Origin of the sequence: Microbacterium mangrovi, assembly GCF_000802305.1 — a bacterium.
GTDB classification, from domain to species: Bacteria; Actinomycetota; Actinomycetes; order Actinomycetales; family Microbacteriaceae; genus Microbacterium; species Microbacterium mangrovi.
Genome location: NZ_JTDK01000018.1, coordinates 98,673 through 122,085 on the forward strand (window position 1 = coordinate 98,673; position 23,413 = coordinate 122,085).

Below are 23,413 nucleotides of genomic sequence, written 5' to 3' on the forward strand. Positions count from 1 at the left end.
TCGGTCAGTTGCCGGCCGTGAGGCCGAACGCGATCAGGGCGCCGATGACAGCGAGCAGGAGGATGCCGATCGCGATGCCGCCGGGATGGCCGAAGTTGACCGTCCATCCGACGCCGAGTCGCTTCGGCACGAACAGCGACCGGTCGGCCGGATCGACGTAGAGGAATCCCGCCTTCCAGTGGTCCGCCTCGTCGGAGCTCCGCGGAGCAGGAGTGTCGCCGTCGGCTCTCGTGAGCTGCCTCCATCGCACCCAGAATGCGACCAGGATGCCCACGATGAGGATGACCACGGCGATCGGGAACACGCTGGTGAGCCAGCCGGCATCCGGCGCGACCCAGCCGAGGACGCTGGACCACGAAGTGAGCAGCGTGACGGCGAACATCACGCGCCCGAAGAAGGAGCTGAGCGCTGCCCGCAACCGTGCGGTGCGGGCCGCACCGACCTCCGGCTCGGCGGCGGGAAGCGGGCGCACCGGCATGGTCCGGTTCACGAACGACACCGCGAACAGGCCGGCGAGCACGAGACCGGAGATCGCGATCGGCATGGCGACCGTCCACGGAGTCTTGGCGCTGTAGACGTCGGGGCCGGTGATGCCCCAGTGCGTCGGGATCATGGCCGGCAGTCCGTCGTAGGCGGCGGCCGTCACGCCTCCTGCGATCAGGAGGACGACGACAGAGGCGACGAACCACCCCGTCGGAACGGGTGGACGGACCCCGGCATCGGGGGTTGAACGGTCGTCTTCCTGAATGCCAGACACGTGAGCACGGTATCGACGGCGCAGGATCCGAAAACGGCTCAGACCGCGGATTGAGTAGTGGGAGCGCCGAATTGAGTGGCGATCGGCGAGAACCGTGCAGCTCGGTCCGGCGGTGTCCGACGCGTCAGCGGCCGGCCCGATCCAGCCCCTCGGCGGCCCATTCTCCGGCCAGCAGTCCGTAGTTCATGCCGTCCACCCACCGGCCCGAGCGGTGCAGCGCGGTCTCGCGGCTGAACTCCTCGCGCCGCATCCCGACCCGCTCCATGAGACGCCAGGATGCCTCGTTCGAGGCGAAGCATCCCGCGTGCACCCGGCGCAGGCCGAGCGGACCGAAGCACAGGGCGATCACGGCGCGCACCGCCTCGGTCGCATAGCCCCGACCGCCGTACGCGGGATCGAACACCCACCCGAGCTCCGCCTGCGTGTTGCGCGCGTGTGCGGCGACCTCGGCCTGCGCCCAGCCGTCCTCGACCGCGACCATGACGTCGCCGATCATCCGCCCGGCATGCGGCCCGTCAACGGCGAGTTCGACGACGAGCATCTTCGCCATCCGTCCCGGCTCGGTGGCGTAGGCGCGAAACGCCTCGAAGGATGCCGGCGCGGCCGAGATCCCGTCGACCACCTCCGGCAGGCGCCGGTACGTCCAGGCGCGGTCGGCATCCTCCGGCCGGTACCGGCGGATGACGAGACGCTCCGTGCGAAGGGGCCACGGCGCGGCATCCAGCAGGTCTGTCATGCACCGAGCCTACGAGGCTCCGATCCGGCGCCAAGGTGCTCCGCTGTCCTGGACTGCACCGAGTCGCGCATTCCAGGACAGCGGAGCAGCGGGCGCGACCACGCGACCTCGCGGTGCAGCTGCCCGGTGCGGACGAACAGGCGCACCTGATGCGTGTCGCGAAGCGCCGCAGCGAGCGCGTCACGATCGGCGGGCACGAAGCCGAGCTTCTGCCAGAACGGTCCGGAGCGCCTCGAGAACAGCCACGCCCGCATCGCACCGGCGCGAGCGGCGGCATCCAGCGCGAAGGATGCCAGGCGCGACCCGGCGCCGGCGGTGCGCCGGCCGGGCGCCACGCCGACGCTGCGGATGAGGGCGTGCTCGGCATCCGCGCTGAGCTCGAAGCCGGTGCTCCCGATCACCGCGCCGGAGGTATCCCGCTCGATCCAGAGCCGGACGGTCGGGGCATCCAGACCGGCGACGGTCAGATCGACGTCGCGGAGGAACGTTCTGAGATCGGCGATGTCCGCCGGGGTGACGGGGAGGAGCACCTCCCCATCGTCACCCCGTAGGGTCGGGGGATGGACATCTCCGTGCGGCGTGTGGCGGCATCCGATGAAGCCGAATGGGCCCGGCTGTACGCGGGGTACCGCGCGTTCTACCGGCTGCCGGAGGACCCGACGGTGGTCGCATCCACGTGGGCGTGGGTGCGCGACGAGCAATGGCAGATGACCGGGCTCGTCGCCGAAGGGGACGGCCGGCTCGTGGGACTGGCGAACCTGCGCTGGTTCGCGCGCCCGTCGGCGGGGCGCATCGGGCTGTACCTCGACGACCTGTTCACCGCGCCCGAGTCCCGGGGTGCGGGCGCCGCGACCGCGCTGCTGCGGGAGGCATCCCGCATGGCCGCCGAACGCGACGCCCAGGTGGTGCGGTGGATCACGGCATCCGACAACGCGACCGCGCGCCGCCTGTACGACCGGCACGCGACCGCGACCGCGTGGGTCACCTACGACATGGCCCCCGCGCTGTAGGCCGACACTCCACCCGCTCTTCCGCGCGCGGGTGCGCGGTGGGACCATGAACCCATGGCCACCGAGGACGACGGCCACGGCGACGATGCCGCACTCGCCCGCCGGCTGCAGATCCTGGCGACGGAGCACTGGGGTCTGCTCGCCGCGCGCAGCACCGCGCAGAGCGAGGTGCTCACGCGGATCACCATCCACCTGACGCTGGTGTCGGCCGGGCTCGTGACGATCGGGCTGCTCGGGCAGGCGTCGCACTTCGCATCGTGGTTTCCGGCGGCGGCCCTCGGCATCCTCGGCTTCCTCGCGGCGATCGGACTCCTGTCGCTGATGCGGGTGCTCGTCGTCTCGGAGGAGGACTTCATGTTCGTCACCGCGATGAACCGCATCCGGGCCGCGTACGAGGACGTCGACCCGGAGATCACCCGGTACTTCCTCGCGTCCACCCACGACGACCTGCGCGGGATGCAGGTCACGTATTCGTTCTTCCGGCGGCGGAGCTCGCTGGAGCAGATGCTGGGGTCGTCGGCGATGCTGAGCGTGCTGGTCAACGGCACGGTCACCGGGATGTTCTTCGGCGGGCTCGGTGCGGTCGCAGGCCTCACGACGCCGGCATCCGTCATCGTCGGTGTCGTCGTCGGCCTGGCGGTCGTCGCGGCGGGAATCGCGTATGCGGGGTTCCGGTTCGTCTCGGCCTGGCGCGGCTACGTCCCGCTCAACCCGAGCGAGGCGCCCCCGCCGCACTGGCCGACTCGCGGCTGAGCCGGCGTGAAGCCCCCGGGGGAGATGCCCGGTCGTCACGAAGTGCTGTTCGAGGCGCGCATCGTGACGAGCGAAGGCACCGAGGCCCGGGAACGCGACGTTCGCTCGTCACGAAACGCGGCGAGACGCGGATTTCGTGACGAGCGAACGGGTGGCAGCGGGATGCCCGGGGCGGGATGCCCGGGGCGGGATGCCGGGGCGGGATGTCCGGGGCGGGATGCCGCGGACGGGATCAGCCGAGGACCGGATCAGCCCCGGACGGGATCAGCCGCGGCAGGTGCCGGAGCCGGCGTCCTCGTAGGACAGGGCCGACGACCCGGCGCCGGCGCCGGCGAGCACCGGCTTGTAGTCGAACGAGTATCCGTGCGGCTTGAGGGTGAAGTTCATCACTCCGTAGCCCTGGTCGTATGCGGTCGCGACGTTCGGGTTCGCGTACGTGCCGTCGGCGTTCACGGCCGTCTTGTCGATCGCCTCGCCGCCCGTGCCGATCACGAATTCGGTGATCCCGTGCTTCGTGTCGACCTGCCCGGCCGGGTCCAGCGGCTTCAGCCGCGCATACGCGTGCTCGTGGCCGTTGAGCACCAGGGTGGCGTTGTTCTTGGCGAGCAGCTTCCACCAGGCATCCGCGGCAAGGCCCTCCTGGCTGTCGACGCCGGGAGCGGATGCCGCCACCGTCGCGGTGCCGGTGCTGGTCGAGCTGAACGTCGGCTGGTGCCAGTAGGCGACCGTGCACGGCTTGGTGTTGTCCTTGAGGTCCTGCGCGAGCCACGCGGTCTCCTGGGCGAGCAGGCCGGTGCCGGTGGTAGAGCAGTCCTTGCCGAATGCGGGCGAGTTGCACTCGATGTTCAGCGAGACGATGTGCCAGTTGCCGAGGTCGTACGAGTACCAGCCCTGGGCGGATGCCGTGTCCGAGCCGGCCTGCCCGGCCTCGTTGGGCGTGCCCGCCTGGTCGTGCCCGTTGAAGTAGGCGAAGTAGCCGGCGCCGTTCTGCCCGGCCTCATTGTCGCCCTTCTTCGTGTACGCGTAGTACTCGTGGTTGCCCGGGGCCGGGTGCTCGAGGAACTTCAGCCCGCCCCACGCCTGCTCGAACGACTCCTCGAAGTCGCTGAGCTTGCCGACCTGGTACTGCTCGTCGCCGAGCAGGGCGACCGCGTCCGGATGCATCGACTCGGCCTGCTTCGCGGTGGCGAACTCGGCGTCGTAGCCGCCCAGCGACGGGCTGCCGCACTTGAGCGCACTCGGATTGGCGGCGTTCTTGTCGTCGTCGGGTTCGCAGGCGATGTCGCCGACGGCGGCGAGCGTGTAGGTCTTGGCGACGGCGCCCTGCGAGTCGCCGTCCTGCCCGGTCGAGGAGGACGCGTACGGCCACGCGTTGTCGAGATTCTGCGCCACGGCGACGCCGGAGACGCCGAGGATGCCGGCGACGACGACGCCGCCGGCGATGAGGGAGAGCTTGCGCGAGCGCGAGACCATGGGTGCTCCTTGTCGGGGTCCGGATGCCGCCGCGGCATCGGCCGCGTGCGAGCCTTCCACCCCGTCGCCACGCCGGGATGAACGGCGGACGTCGGATTCGTGAACGCGGCCCGGTCAGGTCGTCGCGTTCTGCCGCACGGCGGCGACGGCGACATCCAGCAGTTCCCGGCTGGCCGGAGCCAGGTCGCGCGGGCCGCCCCGCCACAGGGCGGTGATCGGCCGGGTGAGGGGATCGGTGGCGATCGTCACGGCCTGCAGCCGGCCCAGGCGGAGGTCGTCGGCGACCGCGAGGCGCGACAGCAGCGCCGGCGCGAGTCCCTCGGCGACGGCGGAGCGCACCGCGGCGGATGCCGGCAGCTCGAGGGCCGGTGTCGCCGGTTCCCGGCCCAGGCGTGCGCGCACGGCGTCCTCCCACGCCCCGCGCGTCCCGCTTCCTTCTTCGCGCACCACCAGCGGGCTGTCGGCCACCTCGTCGAGCCCGACCGTCCGCCCCGCCCAGGGATGCCCCGGTGCCACGACCAGCACCAGCTCGTCGCTCGCGATGCGGGTGCGCGCCAGGCCCGCGGGCAGACGGGAGGACTCGATGATCCCGAGGTCGGCCCGCCCGTCCCGCACCAGGTCGGCGACCTGCGCGCTGTTCGCCGAGATCAGCCGCACCGCGGTCGGCGGCCGCCCCGCGGCATCCTGCCGTGCGCGCAGCGCGACCAGCCACCGCGGCACCAGGTGGGCCGCGACGGTCTGGCTCGCCGCGACCGTCAGCTCGCGGCGGTGCTCGTCGCGGAGCATCTCCACCCCCGACGCGAAATGCCCCGCGGCGACGAGCACCTCCTCGGCCCAGGATGCGACGGTCTCGCCCGCCGCCGTGGGATGCGTGCCCTGCGGGGTGCGGCGGAACAGTTCGAGTCCGAGGCGGCGTTCCAGGCCGCGGATGCGTGCGGATGCCGACTGCTGGGTGATGCCGAGATCCCGCGCGGCGGCCGCGATCGAGCCGCGGCGCACCACGGCGGCGAGGAGCTCGAGGGCATCGATGTCGGGGACGTTCTGCATCGGGGACTCCTTCGGCTGGTGGGGTGGGCCCTTCGTCTCGCTTCGCGGTTCCTGAGCGAGGGAGCGAAGCGACCGAGACGAAGGGCGCTCAGGGACCGGTCTCGGGATACAGGCCAACCCTGTATCCCCATCGACGATAGCCGTCTACCGAGGATCCGGGGAGTGGGGGAGCGTGGAATCATGTTCGTCCCCGCGCGCCGCCCGCTCCGACAGCGTCTCGCCCTGCGCGCTGTCGACCTCGCGCCCGGCGCCGCCGTCTGCCTCGTGATCGCCGCCGTGTCGACCGTCATCGGGCGGTTCGTGCCGGTGATCGGCTCGGCGCTGCCGGCGGTGCTGATCGGCGTCGGCATCGCGATGGTGCGACGCCCGGCCGCTCGGCTCCAGCCCGGCATCCGCTGGTCGAGCACCTTCCTGCTGCAGGTCGCCGTCGTGCTGCTCGGGGCGCAGCTGTCGCTCCCGGTCATCCTGCAGGTGGGCGCCGAGTCGCTGCCGGTCATGCTCGGCACCCTCGCCGTGTGCCTCACCGGCGCCTGGCTCATCGGCCGCGCCCTGCGCGTCGAGCCGCGGCTTCGCACCCTGGTCGGGGTGGGCACCGGCATCTGCGGGGCATCCGCCATCGCGGCCGTGTCGCCCGTGATCGGGGCCGCCAGCGCGGAGATCGCCTACGCCATCTCGACGATCTTCCTGTTCAACGTGCTCGCCGTGGTGCTCTTCCCGCTGCTCGGCCACGCCCTGCACCTGGACCCGCACACTTTCGGGCTGCTCGCCGGCACGGCGGTCAACGACACCAGCTCGGTGGTCGCGACCGCGAGTGTGTTCGGCGCCGGCGCGCTCGGATTCGCCGTGGTCGTCAAACTCGTCCGCACACTGATGATCATCCCGATCAGCCTCGGTCTGTCGGTGATGGAGGCGCGCCGATCCGGACGCGGCATCCGGATGACGCCGCGCCGTGCGCTGCGACTCGTGCCCTGGTTCCTGATCGGGTTCGTCGCCGTCGCGCTCGTGAACTCGACCGGGGTGATCCCGCCCGGCATCCGGCTCGGCCTCGTCGGGGTCAGCCAGTTCCTGATCGCGACGGCGCTCGCCGGCATCGGGCTGTCCGCCGACCTTCCGGCGCTGCGCCGGGCCGGCTGGCGGCCGCTGGCCCTCGGCGCGATCCTGTGGGTGCTCGTCACGGCGACCTCGCTCGCGATCATCGCCGTGACCGGCGGGCTCGGCCAGTAGCCGCCGCGGTCGGCGGGTTCGACCGTGCCGAACGCAGGACCGATCGCCGGCTCTCCGGCAGGAAACCGCGGATTCTCGCGGGCCGCGGGGAAGCGTGCGCCGGTGGATCCTGCGTTCGGCACACAGCAGGCACCCGGCTCGGCCCTCGCTAGGCTGGAATCGTGCTGCTGAGCGACCGTGACATCCGGGCCGAGATCGACGCCGAGCGGATCGGGCTCGATCCCTGGGATGCCACGATGGTGCAGCCGTCGAGCGTCGATGTGCGGCTGGACCGCTACTTTCGGCTGTTCGACAACCACAAGTACCCCTTCATCGACCCGGCCGAGCATCAGCCCGACCTGACGCACCTCGTCGAGGTCGCTCCCGACGAGCCGTTCATCCTGCACCCGGGCGAGTTCGCCCTGGGCTCGACGTTCGAGCAGGTCACCCTGCCCGACGACATCGCCGCCCGGCTGGAGGGCAAGTCGTCGCTCGGCCGCCTCGGGCTGCTCACCCACTCGACCGCCGGGTTCATCGACCCGGGATTCTCCGGCCACGTGACCCTGGAGCTGTCGAACGTCGCGACCCTGCCCATCAAGCTGTGGCCCGGCATGAAGATCGGGCAGCTGTGCTTCTTCCGTCTGTCGTCGGCGGCGGAGACGCCCTACGGGTCCGGCCCGTACGGCAACCGCTACATGGGTCAGCGCGGCCCGACGGCATCCCGCTCGTTCCAGAACTTCCACGTCACCGACGTGGGTGTCACCGACGCGGGCGCCCAGGGTCGGTAGGCCGGGCGTTCGGGTGCCAACTTCCAAGGACGAATCCGCGGAAGTCGGCACCTGAACAGAGCGCGCGGGGCGCGGACCGGGTCAGGATGCCGGAACGCCGGCGGCGGGGCGGCGCACGGTGCGGGCGCTCCACCGACCGTCCATGCGCTCGACCTCGATCGGATGCTCGAACGCGGTGGAGATCGTCGCCGTCGTGAGCGCCGCCTCGACGGGACCGGCGGCCACGGTGCGGCCGTGGGAGATCACGAGGGCGTGACTCGTGGACGTCGGGAGCTCTTCGAGATGGTGCGTGACCAGCACGGATGCGAGCGACGGGTCGTCGTGCTCGAGCTGGTCGATCGTCTCGAGCAGCTGTTCTCGGGCGGCGACATCCAGTCCCGTCGTCGGCTCGTCGAGCAGCAGCAGCTTCGGCCGCGGCATCAGTGCGCGGGCGATCAAGGCCCGCCCGCGCTCGCCCTGCGACATCGTCGGCCACTCGGCATCCCGCCGCGCGCCGAGCCCGACCAGATCGAGCAGCTCGTGCGCGCGGGCGAGGTCGGCCGCCGCGGGCTCCCACCGCATGAGCAACTCGATGCTGCCGGTGAGCCCGGTCAGCACCACCTCCGTCGCGGTCAGCGACGACGTGATCGGATGCCGGGGATCGACGTGTCCGATGCTGCGGCGGAGGTCGTGCAGCGCGACGCGTCCGATCCGGTGACCGAGCACCTCGGCGGTACCGGATGTCGGGTGGATGCGGGCACCGCAGAAGCCGAGGATGGTGCTCTTGCCGGCCCCGTTGGGGCCGAGCAGCGCCCAGTGCTCCCCGGGCTGCACGAGGAGGCCGATGTCGTCCAGGATCACCCGCCCGGCGCGGCGGAAGACGATTGAATCGAGGTGGATCACCGGGTTCACTGCTGCGCCTCCGACAGAGGGACCGCAGCGCCGAGCGCGACGCGCAGCGAACCGAGGTGGGCGCGGCTGAGATCGCGGGCGGCCGCGGCATCCCCCCGCTCCACCGCGTCGGCGAGGTCGTCGTGCTCGGTCTGATCGGAGCCCGCCGCACTGTGGACGCCGCGGATGCGGAGCATCTCGATCATCGCGCGACGCGAGCGCGGCACGAACCCGTCGAACAGGTCGGTGAGCACCTCGTTGTGCGCGGCGGCGACGATGCTGCGGTGGAACGCCGTGTCGGCATCCACGTAGGCCTCGATGCCGAGCGCGACGGCGCCCGCGGCCCGGGCCCGGAGTGCCCGCCGCATCGCCTGCAGATCGTCGGGCGTGCGGCGCTCTGCGGCGAGGCCGGCCGCCTCGGACTCGATCGCGGTGCGCGCCTCAAGCACGGCGACGATCCCGACGCGGCGGAGCACCGCATCCCACTCCTCCGGTGCGTCCAGGGCGATGACGAACACCCCCGCGCCCTGTCGGGATTCGAGGATGCCGCGGCCGGCCAGCCGGCGGATCGCTTCGCGGACGGTGGATCGCCCGACCTCCAGCTGCGCGGCCAGCGTGGTCTCGCCCGGCAGGCGGGCGCCGAGCGCCCATTCGCCGGCGCGGATGCGCTCCTGCAGCACGTCGGCGGCGATCTCGGCGAGTGGAGCGCGGCGTACGGTGTCCATCGGAGTTCCCTCACTTGTCAGCTTGTCTGAGGTGTGCCATCATTCTACTCATGCTGAACGGTGCGCTCCTTCTCGGCCGCCACGGCGGGGCCTGACGACCGGCACCCCGTCGTGGGGTCCGACGTGCGCCGGTCGATCACCGACCGACCGAAAGAGTCACCATGTCCGCCCCGTTCATCCCCGACTTCTCCCGTATCTCCACGCCCGCCGGTCCCGTGCCCGAGGACGCCCCGCACTGGAACCGCCAGCGCGCCTCGCAGATGCCCTCGCACCGGTACCGCGACGTGTTCGCCCGCGTCGACGTCCCGCTGCGCGAGCGCACCTGGCCGGATGGCCGACTCACCCAGGCGCCGCTGTGGGTGCCCGTGGACCTCCGCGACGGCAACCAGGCGCTGAGCGAACCCATGGATCCGGCCCGCAAGCGGGTGTTCTTCGAACTCATGGTCGCGATGGGATTCACCGAGATCGAGGTCGGATACCCATCGGCATCCCAGACCGACTTCGACTTCGTGCGGCTCCTCGCCGAGACCGACCTCGCCCCCGAGCACGTCTCGATCGTGGTGTTCACCCCGGCACGTTCCGACCTGATCGCGCGCACGGTGGAGTCGGTGCGCGGCATCCGCAACCCGGTCGTCATCCACCTCTATACGGCGACCGCGCCGCTGTGGCGGGAGCTCGTGCTGGGTCGCGATCGTGCGCAGCTCATCGACTTGGCCGTGGAGGGAGGCCGCGAGATCCTGCGCCGCGCCGGAGACCTGCCGAACGTGCGCTTCGAGTTCTCGCCGGAGGTGTTCAACCTCACCGAGCCCGATTTCGCGCTGGAGATCTGCGACCGGATGACCGAGCTGTGGGATGCCTCGCCGGAGCGGCCCGTCATCCTGAACCTCCCCGCGACCGTCGAGGTCGCGACGCCCAACGTGTACGCCGACCAGATCGAGTACATGCACCGGCACCTGGCGCGTCGCGACGGCGTGATCCTGTCGGTGCACCCGCACAACGATCGCGGCACCGGCGTCGCGTGCGCGGAGCTCGCCCTGCTGGCGGGCGCGCAGCGCGTCGAGGGATGCCTGTTCGGCAACGGAGAGCGCACCGGCAACGTCGACCTCGTCACCCTCGCCCTCAACCTCCACGCGCAGGGCGTCGACCCGATGGTCGACTTCTCCGACATCGACGAGGTGCGGCGGGTGGTGGAGCACGCCAACCGGATGCCGGTGCCTCCCCGGCATCCCTACGTCGGCGACCTCGTGCACACGGCCTACAGCGGCACGCACCAGGATGCGATCCGCAAGGGGTTCGCCGAGCATCGGGCCCGCGCCGCCGCGGCGGGACAGGATGCCCGGGACGCGGCGTGGCAGGTGCCGTATCTGCCGATCGATCCGGCCGATCTCGGGCGCTCGTACGAGGCGGTCGTGCGGGTCAATTCGCAGTCCGGCAAGGGCGGGATCGCGTACGTGCTCGAGACCGAGTACGGCATCGTGCTCGACAGCGACCGGCAGGCGCAGTTCGCCCGGATCGTGCAGCAGCACACCGACACCACCGGCGTCGAGGCATCCCCCGCGCAGCTGCGCGCTCTGCTCGCCGCGGCGTACCCGGAGTATGCGGGGGTGGATGCCTGACCCGGCCCGTGCCCGGGCGTCATGCCCGGGCGTGATGTCCGATGCTCGACGCAGCGGCGGGTCAGTGGGCGGTGACGACGCCGACGAGGTCGTGGATGATCACGGCGGCGGCGCGGGCACCCTGGCCGGCGGCGACGATGAGCTGCTGCGGGCCCGGGGCCGCGGCATCCCCGGCGGCGTACAGGCCGGGCACGCTGGTGCGCCCCGACCGGTCGGCGGCGAGGTGTCCGTGCGCGTCGACGTCGGCATCCAGCCCGTCCAGGAACTCCACGGCCGGATCCCACACCGGCCGCACGAAGCCGCCCGCCACCGGGATCGTCTCGCCCGAGGCGACGGTGATCCCGGTCAGGACGCCGCGGTCGCCGACCAGTTCGGTGATCGGCTCGCGGACGACGCGGATGCCGGATGCCACCAGCTCCGCCTCGTCGGCGGCGTCCACGACCTCGGCACCGTGCGTGAACACGATGAGGTTGTCGGACCACCGGGCCACGAGCCGCGCGCGCCCGGCCAGGTCCGGCGTCTGCCCGATGAGCGCCAGCGGCTGGTCGCGCAGCTCCCACCCGTCGCAGGCGGCGCAGCTGAACAGGCTGATGCCGTAGAACCCGCGGATGTTGGGCACCTCGGGCAGCGTCTCGCGCAGTCCCGTCGCCGCCAGCACCGAGCGCGCCCGGATGACGGCGGGTGCCCCGCGGCCCTGGACCGACGCGACGAACCCGTCGGCATCCCGCTGCACCGACGCGACCCGCGTGCGCCGGTGCACCACCACGTTCGGGTAGGCGGTGAGCTCGTCGCGCGCGATCGCACGGAGCTCCTGCGGGGGGATGCCGTCGCGGGTGAGGAACCCGTGCGAGCGCAGTGTCGCCGCGTTTCGCGGCCGGTCGGCGTCGATGACGGCCACCGTCGCCCGGGCACGGCCGAGATTCAGGGCTGCCGACAGTCCTGCAGGGCCGCCGCCGACGATGAGGACGTCGACGAAAGGCGTCTCGGCCGCGGGAACATCGGCCCCGGGCGAATTGCGGTGGTGGCTGGTCACGACGGCATCCGTTCAGGCGTTCGCGGGCACGGACGCGCGCGAGATCGCGACCTGCGCGTCGCGATCGACGACCTTGACGCGCTCACGGGTGTACTCGTGGTCGGCGCCGAGGGTGCGCTCGTGGGCGTCGAGCTGCAGCCAGCCCTCCCACGTGGTGTACTCGACGCCGCGCTCGGTCAGCACCTCGAAGATCGAAGGGGACTGCCCTTCGAAAGCCTCAGGGCGCGGGGCGTCCGGCTCAGGGCGCAAGGCCTCCGGCCGCGAGGCGTGGGCCGCGAGGGCATCCGCCACCACGTGGCCGATGGTCTCCAGGGCATCCGACTTGGTGTGGCCGATGAGGCCCACCGGTCCGCGCTTGATCCAGCCGGTGGCGTACAGGCCGGCGATCGGCGTTCCGTCGGCGTCGACCACCCGGCCCTCGACGTTCGGCACCACGCCGCGACGCTCGTCGAACGGGGCATCCACGACGGGCGTGCCGTAGTAGCCGACCGCGCGGTAGACCTGGCCGACCGCGATCTCGCGGAACTCCCCCGTGCCGGTCACCGAACCCGCGGCATCCGGAATCGTCCGCTCGAACCGGACCGCCTCGACACCGGTCTCGGGCGACCCGAGCACCTCGACGGGCGCGTGGTAGAAGTGCAGGTGCAGGCGGCGGGACGCCTCGCCGGTCGGCCGGTCGCGCCACTGCTGCAGTGTGCGCAGCATCACCTTGTACTGGTTGTTCGGCGCCACCCAGTCCTCGAGGTACTGGAAGTCCTCGTCGTGCAGGATGATGTCGACGTCGCGCACCTCACCCAGCTCGCGCAGCTCGATGGGCGTGAACTTGATGTCCTGCGGGCCGCGGCGGCCGAACACGTGCACGTCGGTGACCGACGACTGCGCCAGGCCCGCCAGCACGTTGTCCGGCGCCTCGGTGGAGCGCAGGTCGGGCTCGTGCTTGGCGAGCACCCGCGCGACGTCGAGCGCGACGTTGCCGTTGCCGATGACCGCGACGGATGCCTCGGGCAGGTCCCACGTGCGCGGCACGTCCGGGTGGCCGTCGTACCAGGCGACGAAGTCCGCCGCGCCGAACGACCCCGGCAGGTCGATGCCGGGGATGTCGAGGGCGGCATCCCGGATCGCGCCGGTCGCGATGATGACCGCGTCGTAGCGCTCCTGCAGTTCGGCGAGGGCGATGTCGCGACCCACCTCGACGTTGCCGATGAAGCGGATACTGCGCCGATCCGCAGAGGGCGAGGCCGCGTCGAGCATCTCGTGCAGCGACGTGACGATGCCCTTGATGCGGGGGTGGTCGGGCGCGACGCCGTATCGGATCAGGCCGTACGGTGCGGGCAGCGACTCGAACAGGTCGATCGCGACGGACCCGCCCTGCTCCTTCACGGCGTTGGCGAGGAGGTTCCCGGCGTAGATGCCGGCGGGGCCGGCTCCGACGATGGCGACGTTGAGGTCGAGAGCGGTCACAGGGCGGTGTCCTTTCCGAGGGCAGAGCGGTGCGAGGCGAGCTCGGCGGGTGCATAGGGGCTGAGGCGCACGACGTCGCCCACGACGACGACGGCGGGGGAGCGCACGCCGCGCGCGGCGGCCTGGTGCGCGATGGTCTCGAGGGTGCCGACGGTGACCCGCTGGCCGTCGCCGAACCCGTCTTCGATGATGGCGACCGGGCAGGATGCCCCGCGCTCGCCGCGGCCGAGGGTCATCGCCGCGTGGGCGAGCGTGCCGACGCCCATGAGCAGCACGACGGTGTGGTCGCGTCCGCCGCCGAGCTCCTGGATCTGGTCGTGGCCGGTGACGACGGTGAACGCCGTCGCGAGGCCGCGGTGGGTGAGCGGGATGCCCGCGATCGCCGGCACCGAGATGGCGCTGGTCACACCCGACACGACGCGCACGTCGATGCCGCGTTCGCGGCAGTGGGCGAGCTCCTCGCCGCCGCGGCCGAAGATGTACGGGTCGCCGCCCTTGAGCCGCACGACCGTCTTGCCCTGTTCGGCGAGCTGCACGAGCAGCGCGTTGATGGCATCCTGTGGCACCGCGTGGTGGCCGGGGAGCTTGCCGACGTCGACGATCTCGGCCTTCAGCTGGACGCCCTCGGCGGCGAGCCCGTCGAGCACGCCGCGCGCGCCGAGTCGGTCGGCGACGATGACGTCGGCCGACTCCAGGGCGCGCAGGCCACGCAGGGTGATCAGGCCGGGGTCGCCGGGTCCGGCGCCGACCAGCAGCACGAGTCCGGTCATCGGGATCCTCCTTGCAGCAGGCCCCGGCCGCGCAGCAGGCGGCGTTCGAGCGGGGCGAAGATGACGAGCTCGACGAGGATGCCGATCACGAGGATCACGATGATCGTCGCGAGCACCGACGCGATGTCGGACAGCTGGCGGGAGTTGTCGAGCATGGTGCCGAGGCCGAAGCCCATGGTGCCGCCGGTGGTGATGATCTCCGCGGCCATCAGCGACCGCCACGAGAACGCCCAGCCCTGCTTGAGGCCGGCGACGTAGCCGGGCAGGGCGGCCGGCAGCACGATGAGCGATGCCATCGACAGCTTCTTGGCGCCGAGCACCTGTCCGACGCGGCGCAGCTGCGGCGGCACCTGATCGATGCCCGAGATGAGCCCGTTGATCACCGACGGAGTGGCGCCCATCAGCACCACGAAATACGCGGTGGCATCGGTGAGCCCGAACCACAGGATCGCGGCGGGCACCCACGCGACCGAGGGCAGCACCTGCAGGCCCGAGATGAGCGGACCGAACGCGCGCCGCAGCGGCTTCACCTCGGCCAGCAGCAGGCCGATGGGCGTTCCCACGACGATCGCGATGAGGAATCCGAGGATGCCGCGCTCGAGGCTGGTGAACACCGCCTGCTGCAGCTGGGCCGTCTCCCACGCCGCGCCGAGGGCGGCGGCGACGTCGGCCGGCGCCGGGACGATGTCCGGCCGCGGCTGGGCGATGACGATGTACAGCTGCCAGGCCGCGATGAGCGCGATGACGCAGATGATGGGCGGCAGCACGGACTGGCGGATGCGGCGCCACACGCTCGGGCGGTCTGCGGCATCCGTCTGGAGGGCGTCGAGCCCCGCGGCGAGGGTGCGGAGCTCGTCCGCGGCTTCGGTCGTTGAGCGAGCGAAGCGAGACGAAACGTCAGCGCCGTCCGTGATCTCGGAGGCCAGGTGCGTTTCGTCTCGGTCGCGCTGGCGCGCGTCCTCGCTCAACGACCGGGGGGAGTCGATGTCATGCGGCATTGCGGCTGATCTCCTTGCGCAGGTGCGCGGTGATCTCGCGCGAGAGGGCCGCCACCTCGGGCGATTCGATGCGACGCCCGGCGGTCGCGTTGATGCGCCACTCGCGGGCGATCCGGCCGGGCCGGCTGCCCAGCAGCACGACGCGCTGGCCGAGACGGGCGGCCTCGCGCACGTTGTGCGTGACGAACACGATCGTGCGGCCGGTCTGCCGCCAGACGCGCTCCAGTTCTTCGTGGAGGATGTCGCGGGTGATGGCATCCAGCGCCGCGAACGGCTCGTCCATCAGCAGCACCGGACGGTCCTGCGCGAGCGCGCGGGCCAGGGCGACGCGCTGACGCATCCCGCCCGACAGCTCGTGGGGGCGGCGGTCCGCGGCATCCTGCAGGTCCACGACCTCGAGCAGCGCGAGGGCTCGCTCGGTGCGCTCCGATCGCGGCACGCCGCGCAGTCGCAGTGCCAGCTCGACGTTGCGCCGGGCGGACAGCCACGGCATCAGGGCGGATTCCTGGAACATGACCGCCGACCCCTCATCGGGGGTCTGGATGCTGCCCGCGGTGGGGGCATCCAGACCCGCGATGAGGTTCAGCAGGGTGGACTTGCCGCATCCGGATGCCCCGAGCAGACACACGAACTCGCCGGGTGCGATGTCGAGCGAGATGTCGTCGAGCACGACCGGGCCGGTGCCGAAGCGCTTGGACACGTGGTCGATGCGCACAGCGGGCGGCACGGGCGACGCGGCGGCCGCGGGTGCGGTGCCGTCGAAGCTCGGGAACAGGCGGATGCCGTCGGTCATGATGTCGCCTACTGCTCGCCCAGGCCGTCGGCCGACACCTTGGCGGAGGCGACCTCGTTGAGCAGGCGCAGGTCGAACAGGCCCTGGATGGAGCCCTTCTTCTGCGTGCCGGCGGCGAGGCCGTGGTCGACGAGCTCCTGGAAGGTCTGCGCCTGCGGGTTGGCCGAGAACGTCACGTTCTGCAGCGCGCGGGCCAGCACCGGTGCCTTCAGCTCCTTGCCGGTGGTGGCCTTCAGCTGCGCGTTGATGACGGCGGCGGCATCCTTCTTGTTGTCGTTGAGCCACGCGATCGAGTCGACGTCGGCCTTCACGAGCGCCTTCACCGTCTGCGGGTGCTTCTTCAGGAAGTCGGCGTTCACGACGAGCACCGTGGTGGGGAACTTGCCGTCCTTCCACAGGGATGCCTCGTCGACGAGCACGTGTCCGCCTTCGGCGACCAGGCGCGACGCCCAGGGCTCGGGGAGCCAGGCGCCGTCGACCTTGCCCTGCTGGAACAGGGTGAGCGTCTGCGCGTTGTCGGTCGGCGTGATGTTCACGTCGCCGCCGCCGGACGTGCTGGTCTGGTAGCCCTGTCCCTTCAGCCAGGTGCGCAGCGCGACGTCCTGCGTGTTGCCGAGCTGCGGCGTGGCGAGCGTCTTGCCCTTGAGCTGCTTGGGGTCGGTGATGTCCTTCGCGACGACGAGCTGGGCGCCGCCGGTGGTGGCTCCCGCGACGATCCGCAGCGACTGGCCGTGCGACTGGATGAACGAGTTGATCGCCGGGTTCGGTCCGATGTAGGCCGCGTCGATCGCGCCGGCGCTGAGCGCCTCGATCGTCGCCGGGCCGGCGTTGAAGACCTGGGTCTGCAGCTTGGTGGAGCCGAGGTCCTTCTGCAGGATGCCCTCCTGCAGGCCGGCGAGGGCGGGAGCATGCGTGACGTTCGCGAAGTAGCCGAGGCGCACCTCGGATGCCGCGGTGCCGCCGGACAGGTCGATCGTCTTCTGCGGAGACGCCGACGCCTGAGCGGCACAGCCCGCCAGCATCATCGCGGCCACAGCCAGGATCGTGAGCTTCGCAGTGCGGGTGTTGTACTTCATCGTTCGCCTCCTTCGGGACGGTCGCCAGACGGTTTCTGGCGGGTGTTTGAAAATGACGGTAGGGGTGCGCGGGACGGTGCGCGAGTGTGTCGTCACGGGGTGGAACGGGGCGTCACCGGGCGTAATACGCCTCGGTAACGGGGCGTCACACGGTTGACGCGGGCCGCTCCGGCGCGGGCCGCTCCGGCATCCTGATCGGTCGCGAAAGCACGGTCGAGGTCGCCGTTCGTGACGGAGTCACGGGTGGGCGCCGCCCGGCACCCGCGACGAGTCGCCGGATCGGTCGCGAACGCACGGTTGAGGTCGCCGTTCGTGACGGATTCGGGCAGGGGCCGTCAGTCCAGGACGGTGCCGGCGGCGAGCGTCGCGCCGTCGGCGGGGTTGATCACCAGGAACGATCCGCCCTCGCGGCTGAGCGCGTACTGCTCGACCGGGAGGTCGGCGGCCACGCGCAGACGCGCTCGCCCGATGTCGTTGACCTCGAGGGTCGCGGCGGGGTCGTGCGCCAGGGCGTCGAGGTCGTAGCGGGACTCGATCTGCACGATCGCCTGCACGGTCGCCGTGCCGTGCTTGACGAGCACGCGCGATCCGGATGCGAGCGGGCGGTTGTCGAGCTGGAACAGTTCGGCCCCGAACTCCCGCCGCGGCGCGGGCAGGGTGCCGGCCGCCGCGATCAGCGAGCCGCGGGCGGCGTCGAGGTCGGCATCCAGCTCGAGGGCGACCGACTCGCCGGCGGTGGCCCGCTCGGCGGGGACTCCGGCGACGGTGATCCCGGTGACGGTCGTGCGGATGCCGGCCGGCAGCACCTCGACCTCGTCACCCAGCGCGACGGTGCCGGCCGAGATGCGCCCGGCGGCGGCACGGTAGTCGCGGAAGCGGGCCGCGGCATCCGGGTCCTCGGCGAGGTGCGCGGCGAGCCCGCCCTGCGGACGGAGCACCAGCTGCACCGGCAGCCGGAAGTCCTGCTCGGCGGCGGCATCCCCGGCGGGGAGCGTCTCGAGCAGGTGCAGCAGCGTGGGCCCGGAATACCAGGGAGTCTGCGGCGACGAGTCCACGATGTTGTCGCCCTGGAGGGCGGACACCGGGATGACGTGCAGGTCGCGGATGCCGAGCTCGTCGGCGACGCGGGCGGCATCCACCGCGACCTGGACGAAGGCGTCCTCGTCGTAGTCGAGGAGGTCGATCTTGTTGACCGCGACGATCACGTGCGGCACGCGCAGCAGCGCGACGACGGCCAGGTGGCGGCGGGTCTGCTCCACGACGCCGTTGCGGGCGTCGACCAGCACGATCACCGCGTCGGCGGTGGTGGCGCCGGTGACCATGTTGCGGGTGTACTGCACGTGGCCGGGGCAGTCGGCGAGGATGAACGACCGCGTTCCGGTGGAGAAGTACCGGTAGGCGACGTCGATCGTGATGCCCTGCTCGCGTTCGGCGCGCAGCCCGTCGGTGAGGAGCGCGAAGTCGAAGTCGCCGTGGGCGAACCCGCGGTCGGCGGAGGTGCGCTGCACCTGCGCGAGCTGATCGGCGAGGATCGCCTTCGAGTCGTGCAGCAGACGACCCACGAGGGTGGACTTGCCGTCGTCGACGGAGCCCGCCGTCGCGAACCGGAACAGGGAGGTCATCCCCTCGGTCGTTGAGCGAGCGAAGCGAGACGAAACGGGCAGTGCTTCTTGCGTTTCGTCTCGGTCGCGCTGCGCGCGTCCTCGCTCAACGACCGGGGTCTCGTAGTCACTCATCAGAAGTACCCGTCCTTCTTGCGGTCTTCCATCGCCGCTTCCGAAATGCGGTCGTCGGCGCGCGTGGCGCCGCGCTCGGTCAGGGTGGATGCCGCCACTTCGCGCACGATCGCGGCGACGTCCACGGCATCCGACTCGACCGCGCCGGTGCAGCTCATGTCGCCGACCGTGCGGTAGCGCACCACGCGCTTCTCGACCGTCTCGCCGGGCTTCGCGGGCGAGAAATCGCCGATCGCACGCCACATTCCGTCACGGGAATATACGTCTCGCTCGTGGGCGAAGTACAGCGGGGGCAGGGCGATGCGCTCGCGCTCGATGTAACGCCACACGTCCAGTTCGGTCCAGTTCGAGATCGGGAACACCCGCACGTGCTGGCCCGGCGTGTGGCGGCCGTTGTACAGGCTCCACAGCTCGGGACGCTGATTGCGCGGATCCCACTGGCCGAACTCGTCGCGCAGCGAGAAGATGCGCTCCTTGGCGCGGGCCTTGTCCTCGTCGCGGCGGGCACCGCCGAACACCGCGTCGTGCCGGCCGGCGGCGATGGCATCCAGCAGGGGCTGCGTCTGCAGCGGATTGCGGGTGCCGTCGGCGCGCTCGTGCAGGCGTCCGTCGTCGATGTAGTCCTGCACACGGGCGACCTCGAGGCGGATGCCGAGGCGCTGCGCCGTCTCGTCACGGAACTGCAGCACCTCGGGGAAGTTGTGCCCGGTGTCCACGTGCAGCAGCGCGAACGGCACCCGGCCGGGCGCGAAGGCCTTGGTGGCCAGGTGCAGCACGACCACGGAGTCCTTGCCGCCGGAGAACAGCAGCACCGGACGCTCGAACTCGGCCACGACCTCGCGGATCACGTGGATGGCCTCCGCCTCGAGCAGGTCGAGGGCGTCCGGGGCCGGGGAGCCGTGAGACGGGGAATCTGCGCCCTGAGCCTGTCGAAGGGCAGTCGTGGTGCTCATACGTGGAGTCCGCATTCCGTCTTGCTGGATCCGGCCCAGCGACCGGATCGGGGGTCTTCGCCGGCGGCGACCGGCTTGGTGCAGGGCTGGCATCCGATCGACGGGTAGCCGAAGTTCACCAGCAGGTTCACCGGTACCTTGTGCTGCACGGCGAACGCCTGCAGCTCGTCGAAGCTCCACGCCGCGACCGGATTGACCTTCACCAGGCCGTTCTTCTCATCGAAGGTCACCAGCGGCGTGTTCGTCCGGGTCGGGGCCTCGTCGCGGCGCACGCCGGTGAACCACAGTTCGTAGCCGGCGAGGATGTCGTGCAGCGGCTGGACCTTGCGCAGGTCGCAGCAGGTCGCGGGATCGCGGGCGAAGAGGTCCTTGCCGTAGGCGGCATCCTGCTCGGCGACGGTCTGCTTGGGCTTCACGTCGACGATGTTCACGTCGAGCACGCGCGCGACCTCGTCGCGCGTGGCGTACGTCTCGGTGAAGTGGTAGCCGGTGTCGAGGAACAGCACGTCGACCCCGGGAAGGTGCTCGGCGACGATGTACGGCAGCACGGCGTCCGCCATCGAACAGGCGACGCTCACGGCATCCACGGCGAAGTTGCGGGCGACCCACGCGGCGACCTCGGAGGCGGATGCCTCGTGGTCGGTCAGCGAGCCGAGCTCGGCGTTGCCGGCCTCGGCGAGGGCGCGCAGCTCGTCGGCGCTGCGCTTCGGGGGTCGCGATTCGTCTCGGTCGCGCTGGCGCACGTCCTCGCGGGGCGACCGGGACTCGCTCAGCGACCGGGGTGTGTCAGCACTCACTGCAGGGCCTCCTCGTCGGCGCGGTGCGCCCACTGGGCGAACGTCTCGTCGGCGGCGACGTCGCGCTCGGCGACGAACCGGCGCACCACGCGCTCGACGTAGTCGGCGATGCCGTCGGCGGCGACCTTGAGCCCCCGCACGGTGCGGCCGAGACCCGGGTTCTCGCGGTCCTGGTTGGCCAGCCCGCCGCCGAGGTGCACCTGGTAGCCGGGCACCTGCTCGCCGTCGATGGTGACGAGCTGGCCCTTGAGGCCGATGTCGGCGGTCTGGATGCGGGCGCAGCTGTTCGGGCAGCCGTTCACGTGCAGGCTGAGCGCGTGCGGCACGTCGATGTCGGCGAGTCGCTCCTCCAGCTGCGCCACGGCGTTGGCGGCGTTGACCTTGGTCTCGACGATGGCGAGCTTGCAGTACTCGATGCCGGTGCACGCGATGGTGCCGCGGCGGAAGACACTCGGCTTGGCGCTGAGTCCGAGCGCGCCGAGTTCGGCGACGAGCTCCTCGACCTCGGCCTCGGGGACATCCAGCACGACGAGCTTCTGGTGCGGCGTGGTGCGCAGCCGCGCCGACCCGTGGCGTTCGATCGTGTCGGCGAGGTCGAGCAGCGCCTGACCCGACAGGCGACCGACGGTCGGCGCGACGCCGATGTAGAAGTTGCCGTCCTTCTGCCGGTGGATGCCGACGTGGTCGCCGGGCGTCTTGGGCTTCGGGGCGGCCGGGCCGTCGGCGAGCGCGTATCCGAGGTATTCGTCCTGCAGCACCTGACGGAACTTCTCGGTGCCCCACTCGGCCAGCAGGAACTTCAGCCGGGCCTTGTTGCGCAGTCGCCGGTAGCCGTAGTCGCGGAAGATCTGGGTGACGCCGTGCCAGGCATCCTCCACCTGATCGGGCCGCACGAACGTGCCCAGGCGCTCGCCGAGGCGCGGGGTGGTCGACAGGGCGCCGCCGACCCACAGGTCGTAGCCGATGCCGAGTTCGGGATGCTCCACCGCGACGAACGCGACGTCGTTGATCTCGTGCACGACGTCCTGGCTGGGGTGCCCGGTGATCGCGGTCTTGAACTTGCGGGGCAGGTTCGCCAGCGTCGGGTCGCCGATGAAGCGCTTCGCGATGCCTTCGATCTGCGGGGTCGGATCGATCAGCTCGTCGGCGGCGATGCCGGCGACCGGGGAACCGAGGATAACGCGGGGAACGTCGCCGCAGGCCTCGGTGGTGCGCAGCCCGACGGCTTCGAGACGGCGCCAGATCTCCGGGACGTCCTCGACGCGGATCCAGTGCAGCTGGATGTTCTGCCGGTCGGTGATGTCGGCGCTGCCGCGCGCGAAGTCGACGCTGATCTGCCCGATGACGCGCAGCTGTTCGGTGGTGAGCTGGCCGCCGTCGATGCGCACGCGGAACATGAAGTACTCGTCCTCGAGCTCTTCGGGCGTGAGGGTCGCGGTGCGGCCGCCGTCGATGCCGGGCTTGCGCTGGGTGTAGAGGCCCCAGACCCGGAAGCGTCCGTGCAGGTCGGTCGGGTCGATGCTGTGGAACCCGCCCTTGGAGTACACGTTCTCGATGCGCTCGCGCACGCTCAGTCCGTCGTCGACCTGCTTCCACTCCTCGTTGCCGTTGAGCGGAGTGGTGCCGTCGATCTTCCACTGCCCGTTCGGCTTGGACGACGGGCGTGGCGGCCGTGCACGGTCGCGGGGCGCGGCGTTGGTGGATTCGGTGAGGCTCACAACTCCGAAGGTACGGACGCGTCCGGATGCCGTCACGTTTCGTGTCACGGGATGAAACCACGCGTCACGAAGCGTCACACAGTTGACCGGTCTGGATCGTCCGGCGGGGTCGGGTGCCCGAGAGGCGGTCGTCGGTGTGCCGAACGCAGGACCGACCCGCTCAGGCCTCCGTTCGGCCCGCATGAACCCGCGGTGTGCTGCCGGTGACCCGACGATCGGTCCTGCGTTCCGCACAGGAGCCCGGGTCTGGATGCCGAGTCCCTCGAACACCTGGGAGATCTTCCCGGGTGGGTCGGGAGGGCGCCCGATGTGCGGGGTGCCGCGCGGCGGGACCGTGGATGCACCGGCACAAGCCGGGCATCCACGATCAAGGGGACATCATGACCGACACCATCGCGCGCACCGAGCGTCGCGCGCAGACCGGAAGCCGCACCGCGTGGCGCGTGCTGGGGGCGCTCGTCCTCGTGCACTTCGCGCTGCTTTTCACATCGATCACCTTCGAGGCGATGGTCGATCCCGCCGCCACGCCGGCGCAGGTCGCACACGCCTACGCACATATCGACCCCGCGCTCGCGTCGTTCGGCATGTATCTGGAGACCGGCGCGTTCCTCGTGTTCGCGGTCGCCGCCGCGCTCGCGTTCCGGCTCTTCGCGACCCGGCCGGGCGTCGCACGCCACGCGGCCACCGCGTTCATCGTGCTCGCGACGGCGTACGTCGCAGCGACGATCGCCGTCGGGTTCCCACCTGCGGTCGCGGCGATCCACGCCGCTCACCTCGGCGCCGACCCGGTCGCGATCGCCATGGTGAACAACATCCGCAACGCCGGATACGTGCTGCAGGTCGCGACCTACGCGGCCGCCACCATCGCCCTCGGGGTCTCGTCGATCGCCGGGCGCACGCGCGTCTGGTGGGGGTGGGGTGCGGCCATCATCGGCACCCTCACGCTGATCGCCGGGGCGGTCGACCCGAACCTGCCCGGCATGCTCACCATGGCCTGGTGGGTGGTGCTCGCGGTCTCCGTGCTCGTTCGGCCGCCGGTGGCCCGCGCGGCCGTCGCGACCCCTGATGACAAGGTCGGGGACCAGGGAGCACTCTGATCA

General features: G+C 71.3%; 23 protein-coding genes. 6 read left to right on the forward strand and 17 right to left on the reverse strand.

Going from position 1 to position 23,413, the window contains the following annotated elements; all coding sequences use genetic code 11:
- Positions 1–4: 4 nt before the first annotated feature.
- From LK09_RS17790 to LK09_RS17800, 3 genes are all read right to left on the reverse strand, one after another.
- A complete protein-coding gene (locus LK09_RS17790; RefSeq protein WP_197061100.1) occupies positions 5–757 on the reverse strand; it encodes a DUF5808 domain-containing protein in 753 nt (250 codons plus the stop codon).
- Positions 758–881: 124 nt separating this feature from the next.
- Positions 882–1,493 (reverse strand): GNAT family N-acetyltransferase, encoded by a 612-nt coding sequence (locus LK09_RS17795; protein WP_039402557.1) that lies wholly within the window; start codon positions 1,491–1,493, stop codon positions 882–884.
- Positions 1,490–2,023, reverse strand: a complete 534-nt coding sequence (locus LK09_RS17800; protein ID WP_082008368.1) for a GNAT family N-acetyltransferase — start codon at positions 2,021–2,023, stop codon at positions 1,490–1,492. The genes LK09_RS17795 and LK09_RS17800 overlap by 4 nt, the downstream gene beginning before the upstream one ends.
- A gap of 30 nt (positions 2,024–2,053) precedes the next feature.
- Between LK09_RS17800 and LK09_RS17805 the strand changes: the two genes are divergently transcribed.
- Positions 2,054–2,503: a GNAT family N-acetyltransferase gene (locus tag LK09_RS17805; protein ID WP_039402559.1), complete on the forward strand. Its 450-nt coding sequence runs from the start codon at positions 2,054–2,056 to the stop codon at positions 2,501–2,503.
- A gap of 54 nt (positions 2,504–2,557) precedes the next feature.
- Positions 2,558–3,256, forward strand: coding sequence for a hypothetical protein (locus tag LK09_RS17810; protein WP_039402561.1), 699 nt, complete (start codon positions 2,558–2,560; stop codon positions 3,254–3,256).
- 264 nt (positions 3,257–3,520) lie between these two features.
- On the opposite strand, the gene LK09_RS17815 is transcribed toward LK09_RS17810, so the two are convergent.
- Together LK09_RS17815 and LK09_RS17820 are read right to left on the reverse strand one after the other, a co-directional pair.
- On the reverse strand, positions 3,521–4,729 hold the full coding sequence (locus LK09_RS17815; RefSeq protein ID WP_039402563.1) for a metallophosphoesterase family protein: 1,209 nt from the start codon (positions 4,727–4,729) through the stop codon (positions 3,521–3,523).
- 114 nt (positions 4,730–4,843) lie between these two features.
- The gene (locus LK09_RS17820; RefSeq protein WP_039402565.1) at positions 4,844–5,776 is read right to left on the reverse strand and encodes a LysR family transcriptional regulator; all 933 of its coding nucleotides are present in this window, start codon (positions 5,774–5,776) and stop codon (positions 4,844–4,846) included.
- Between the two features lie 180 nt (positions 5,777–5,956).
- Here LK09_RS17820 and LK09_RS17825 point away from each other — a divergent pair, with 180 nt between their 5' ends.
- Both LK09_RS17825 and dcd read left to right on the forward strand, forming a co-directional pair.
- Positions 5,957–7,000: a YeiH family protein gene (locus tag LK09_RS17825; RefSeq protein ID WP_052226962.1), complete on the forward strand. Its 1,044-nt coding sequence runs from the start codon at positions 5,957–5,959 to the stop codon at positions 6,998–7,000.
- A 161-nt stretch (positions 7,001–7,161) separates the two neighbouring features.
- Positions 7,162–7,767, forward strand: coding sequence for a dCTP deaminase (gene dcd, locus LK09_RS17830; RefSeq protein WP_039402567.1), 606 nt, complete (start codon positions 7,162–7,164; stop codon positions 7,765–7,767).
- An 81-nt stretch (positions 7,768–7,848) separates the two neighbouring features.
- Here the strand turns inward: dcd and LK09_RS17835 are convergent, their stop codons facing one another.
- Positions 7,849–8,658: an ABC transporter ATP-binding protein gene (locus LK09_RS17835; RefSeq protein WP_039402569.1), complete on the reverse strand. Its 810-nt coding sequence runs from the start codon at positions 8,656–8,658 to the stop codon at positions 7,849–7,851.
- A complete protein-coding gene (locus tag LK09_RS17840) occupies positions 8,655–9,362 on the reverse strand; it encodes a FadR/GntR family transcriptional regulator (protein WP_039402571.1) in 708 nt (235 codons plus the stop codon). The genes LK09_RS17835 and LK09_RS17840 overlap by 4 nt, the downstream gene beginning before the upstream one ends.
- Positions 9,363–9,523: 161 nt before the next feature.
- On the opposite strand from LK09_RS17840, the gene LK09_RS17845 reads away from it, so the two are divergent.
- The gene (locus LK09_RS17845; protein ID WP_039402572.1) at positions 9,524–10,978 is read left to right on the forward strand and encodes a 2-isopropylmalate synthase; all 1,455 of its coding nucleotides are present in this window, start codon (positions 9,524–9,526) and stop codon (positions 10,976–10,978) included.
- 61 nt (positions 10,979–11,039) lie between these two features.
- On the opposite strand, the gene LK09_RS17850 is transcribed toward LK09_RS17845, so the two are convergent.
- The 10 genes from LK09_RS17850 to LK09_RS17895 form a co-directional block, all read right to left on the reverse strand.
- Entirely contained in the window at positions 11,040–12,011 is a 972-nt protein-coding gene (locus LK09_RS17850; protein ID WP_082008369.1) for an NAD(P)/FAD-dependent oxidoreductase, read from the reverse strand.
- Between the two features lie 12 nt (positions 12,012–12,023).
- Entirely contained in the window at positions 12,024–13,472 is a 1,449-nt protein-coding gene (locus LK09_RS17855; protein ID WP_039402574.1) for an FAD-dependent oxidoreductase, read from the reverse strand.
- Positions 13,469–14,242: a uroporphyrinogen-III C-methyltransferase gene (gene cobA, locus LK09_RS17860; protein ID WP_039402577.1), complete on the reverse strand. Its 774-nt coding sequence runs from the start codon at positions 14,240–14,242 to the stop codon at positions 13,469–13,471. Before cobA ends, LK09_RS17855 begins: the two co-directional genes overlap by 4 nt.
- The gene (locus LK09_RS17865; RefSeq protein ID WP_082008370.1) at positions 14,239–15,240 is read right to left on the reverse strand and encodes an ABC transporter permease; all 1,002 of its coding nucleotides are present in this window, start codon (positions 15,238–15,240) and stop codon (positions 14,239–14,241) included. The genes cobA and LK09_RS17865 overlap by 4 nt, the downstream gene beginning before the upstream one ends.
- On the reverse strand, positions 15,230–16,033 hold the full coding sequence (locus LK09_RS17870) for an ABC transporter ATP-binding protein (RefSeq protein ID WP_052226963.1): 804 nt from the start codon (positions 16,031–16,033) through the stop codon (positions 15,230–15,232). Before LK09_RS17870 ends, LK09_RS17865 begins: the two co-directional genes overlap by 11 nt.
- Before the next feature lie 8 nt (positions 16,034–16,041).
- On the reverse strand, positions 16,042–17,109 hold the full coding sequence (locus LK09_RS17875; RefSeq protein WP_039402578.1) for an ABC transporter substrate-binding protein: 1,068 nt from the start codon (positions 17,107–17,109) through the stop codon (positions 16,042–16,044).
- A 335-nt stretch (positions 17,110–17,444) separates the two neighbouring features.
- The gene (locus LK09_RS17880; protein ID WP_039402580.1) at positions 17,445–18,731 is read right to left on the reverse strand and encodes a sulfate adenylyltransferase subunit 1; all 1,287 of its coding nucleotides are present in this window, start codon (positions 18,729–18,731) and stop codon (positions 17,445–17,447) included.
- A 113-nt stretch (positions 18,732–18,844) separates the two neighbouring features.
- The gene (gene cysD, locus LK09_RS17885) at positions 18,845–19,798 is read right to left on the reverse strand and encodes a sulfate adenylyltransferase subunit CysD (RefSeq protein WP_039402582.1); all 954 of its coding nucleotides are present in this window, start codon (positions 19,796–19,798) and stop codon (positions 18,845–18,847) included.
- A complete protein-coding gene (locus LK09_RS17890) occupies positions 19,795–20,541 on the reverse strand; it encodes a phosphoadenylyl-sulfate reductase (RefSeq protein ID WP_039402691.1) in 747 nt (248 codons plus the stop codon). The genes cysD and LK09_RS17890 overlap by 4 nt, the downstream gene beginning before the upstream one ends.
- A 50-nt stretch (positions 20,542–20,591) precedes the next feature.
- Entirely contained in the window at positions 20,592–22,226 is a 1,635-nt protein-coding gene (locus tag LK09_RS17895) for a nitrite/sulfite reductase (RefSeq protein ID WP_231563145.1), read from the reverse strand.
- Positions 22,227–22,693: 467 nt separating this feature from the next.
- Between LK09_RS17895 and LK09_RS17900 the strand changes: the two genes are divergently transcribed.
- Complete coding sequence (locus tag LK09_RS17900) at positions 22,694–23,410, forward strand: hypothetical protein (RefSeq protein ID WP_156138894.1); 717 nt, start codon at positions 22,694–22,696, stop codon at positions 23,408–23,410.
- Positions 23,411–23,413: the final 3 nt, after the last annotated feature.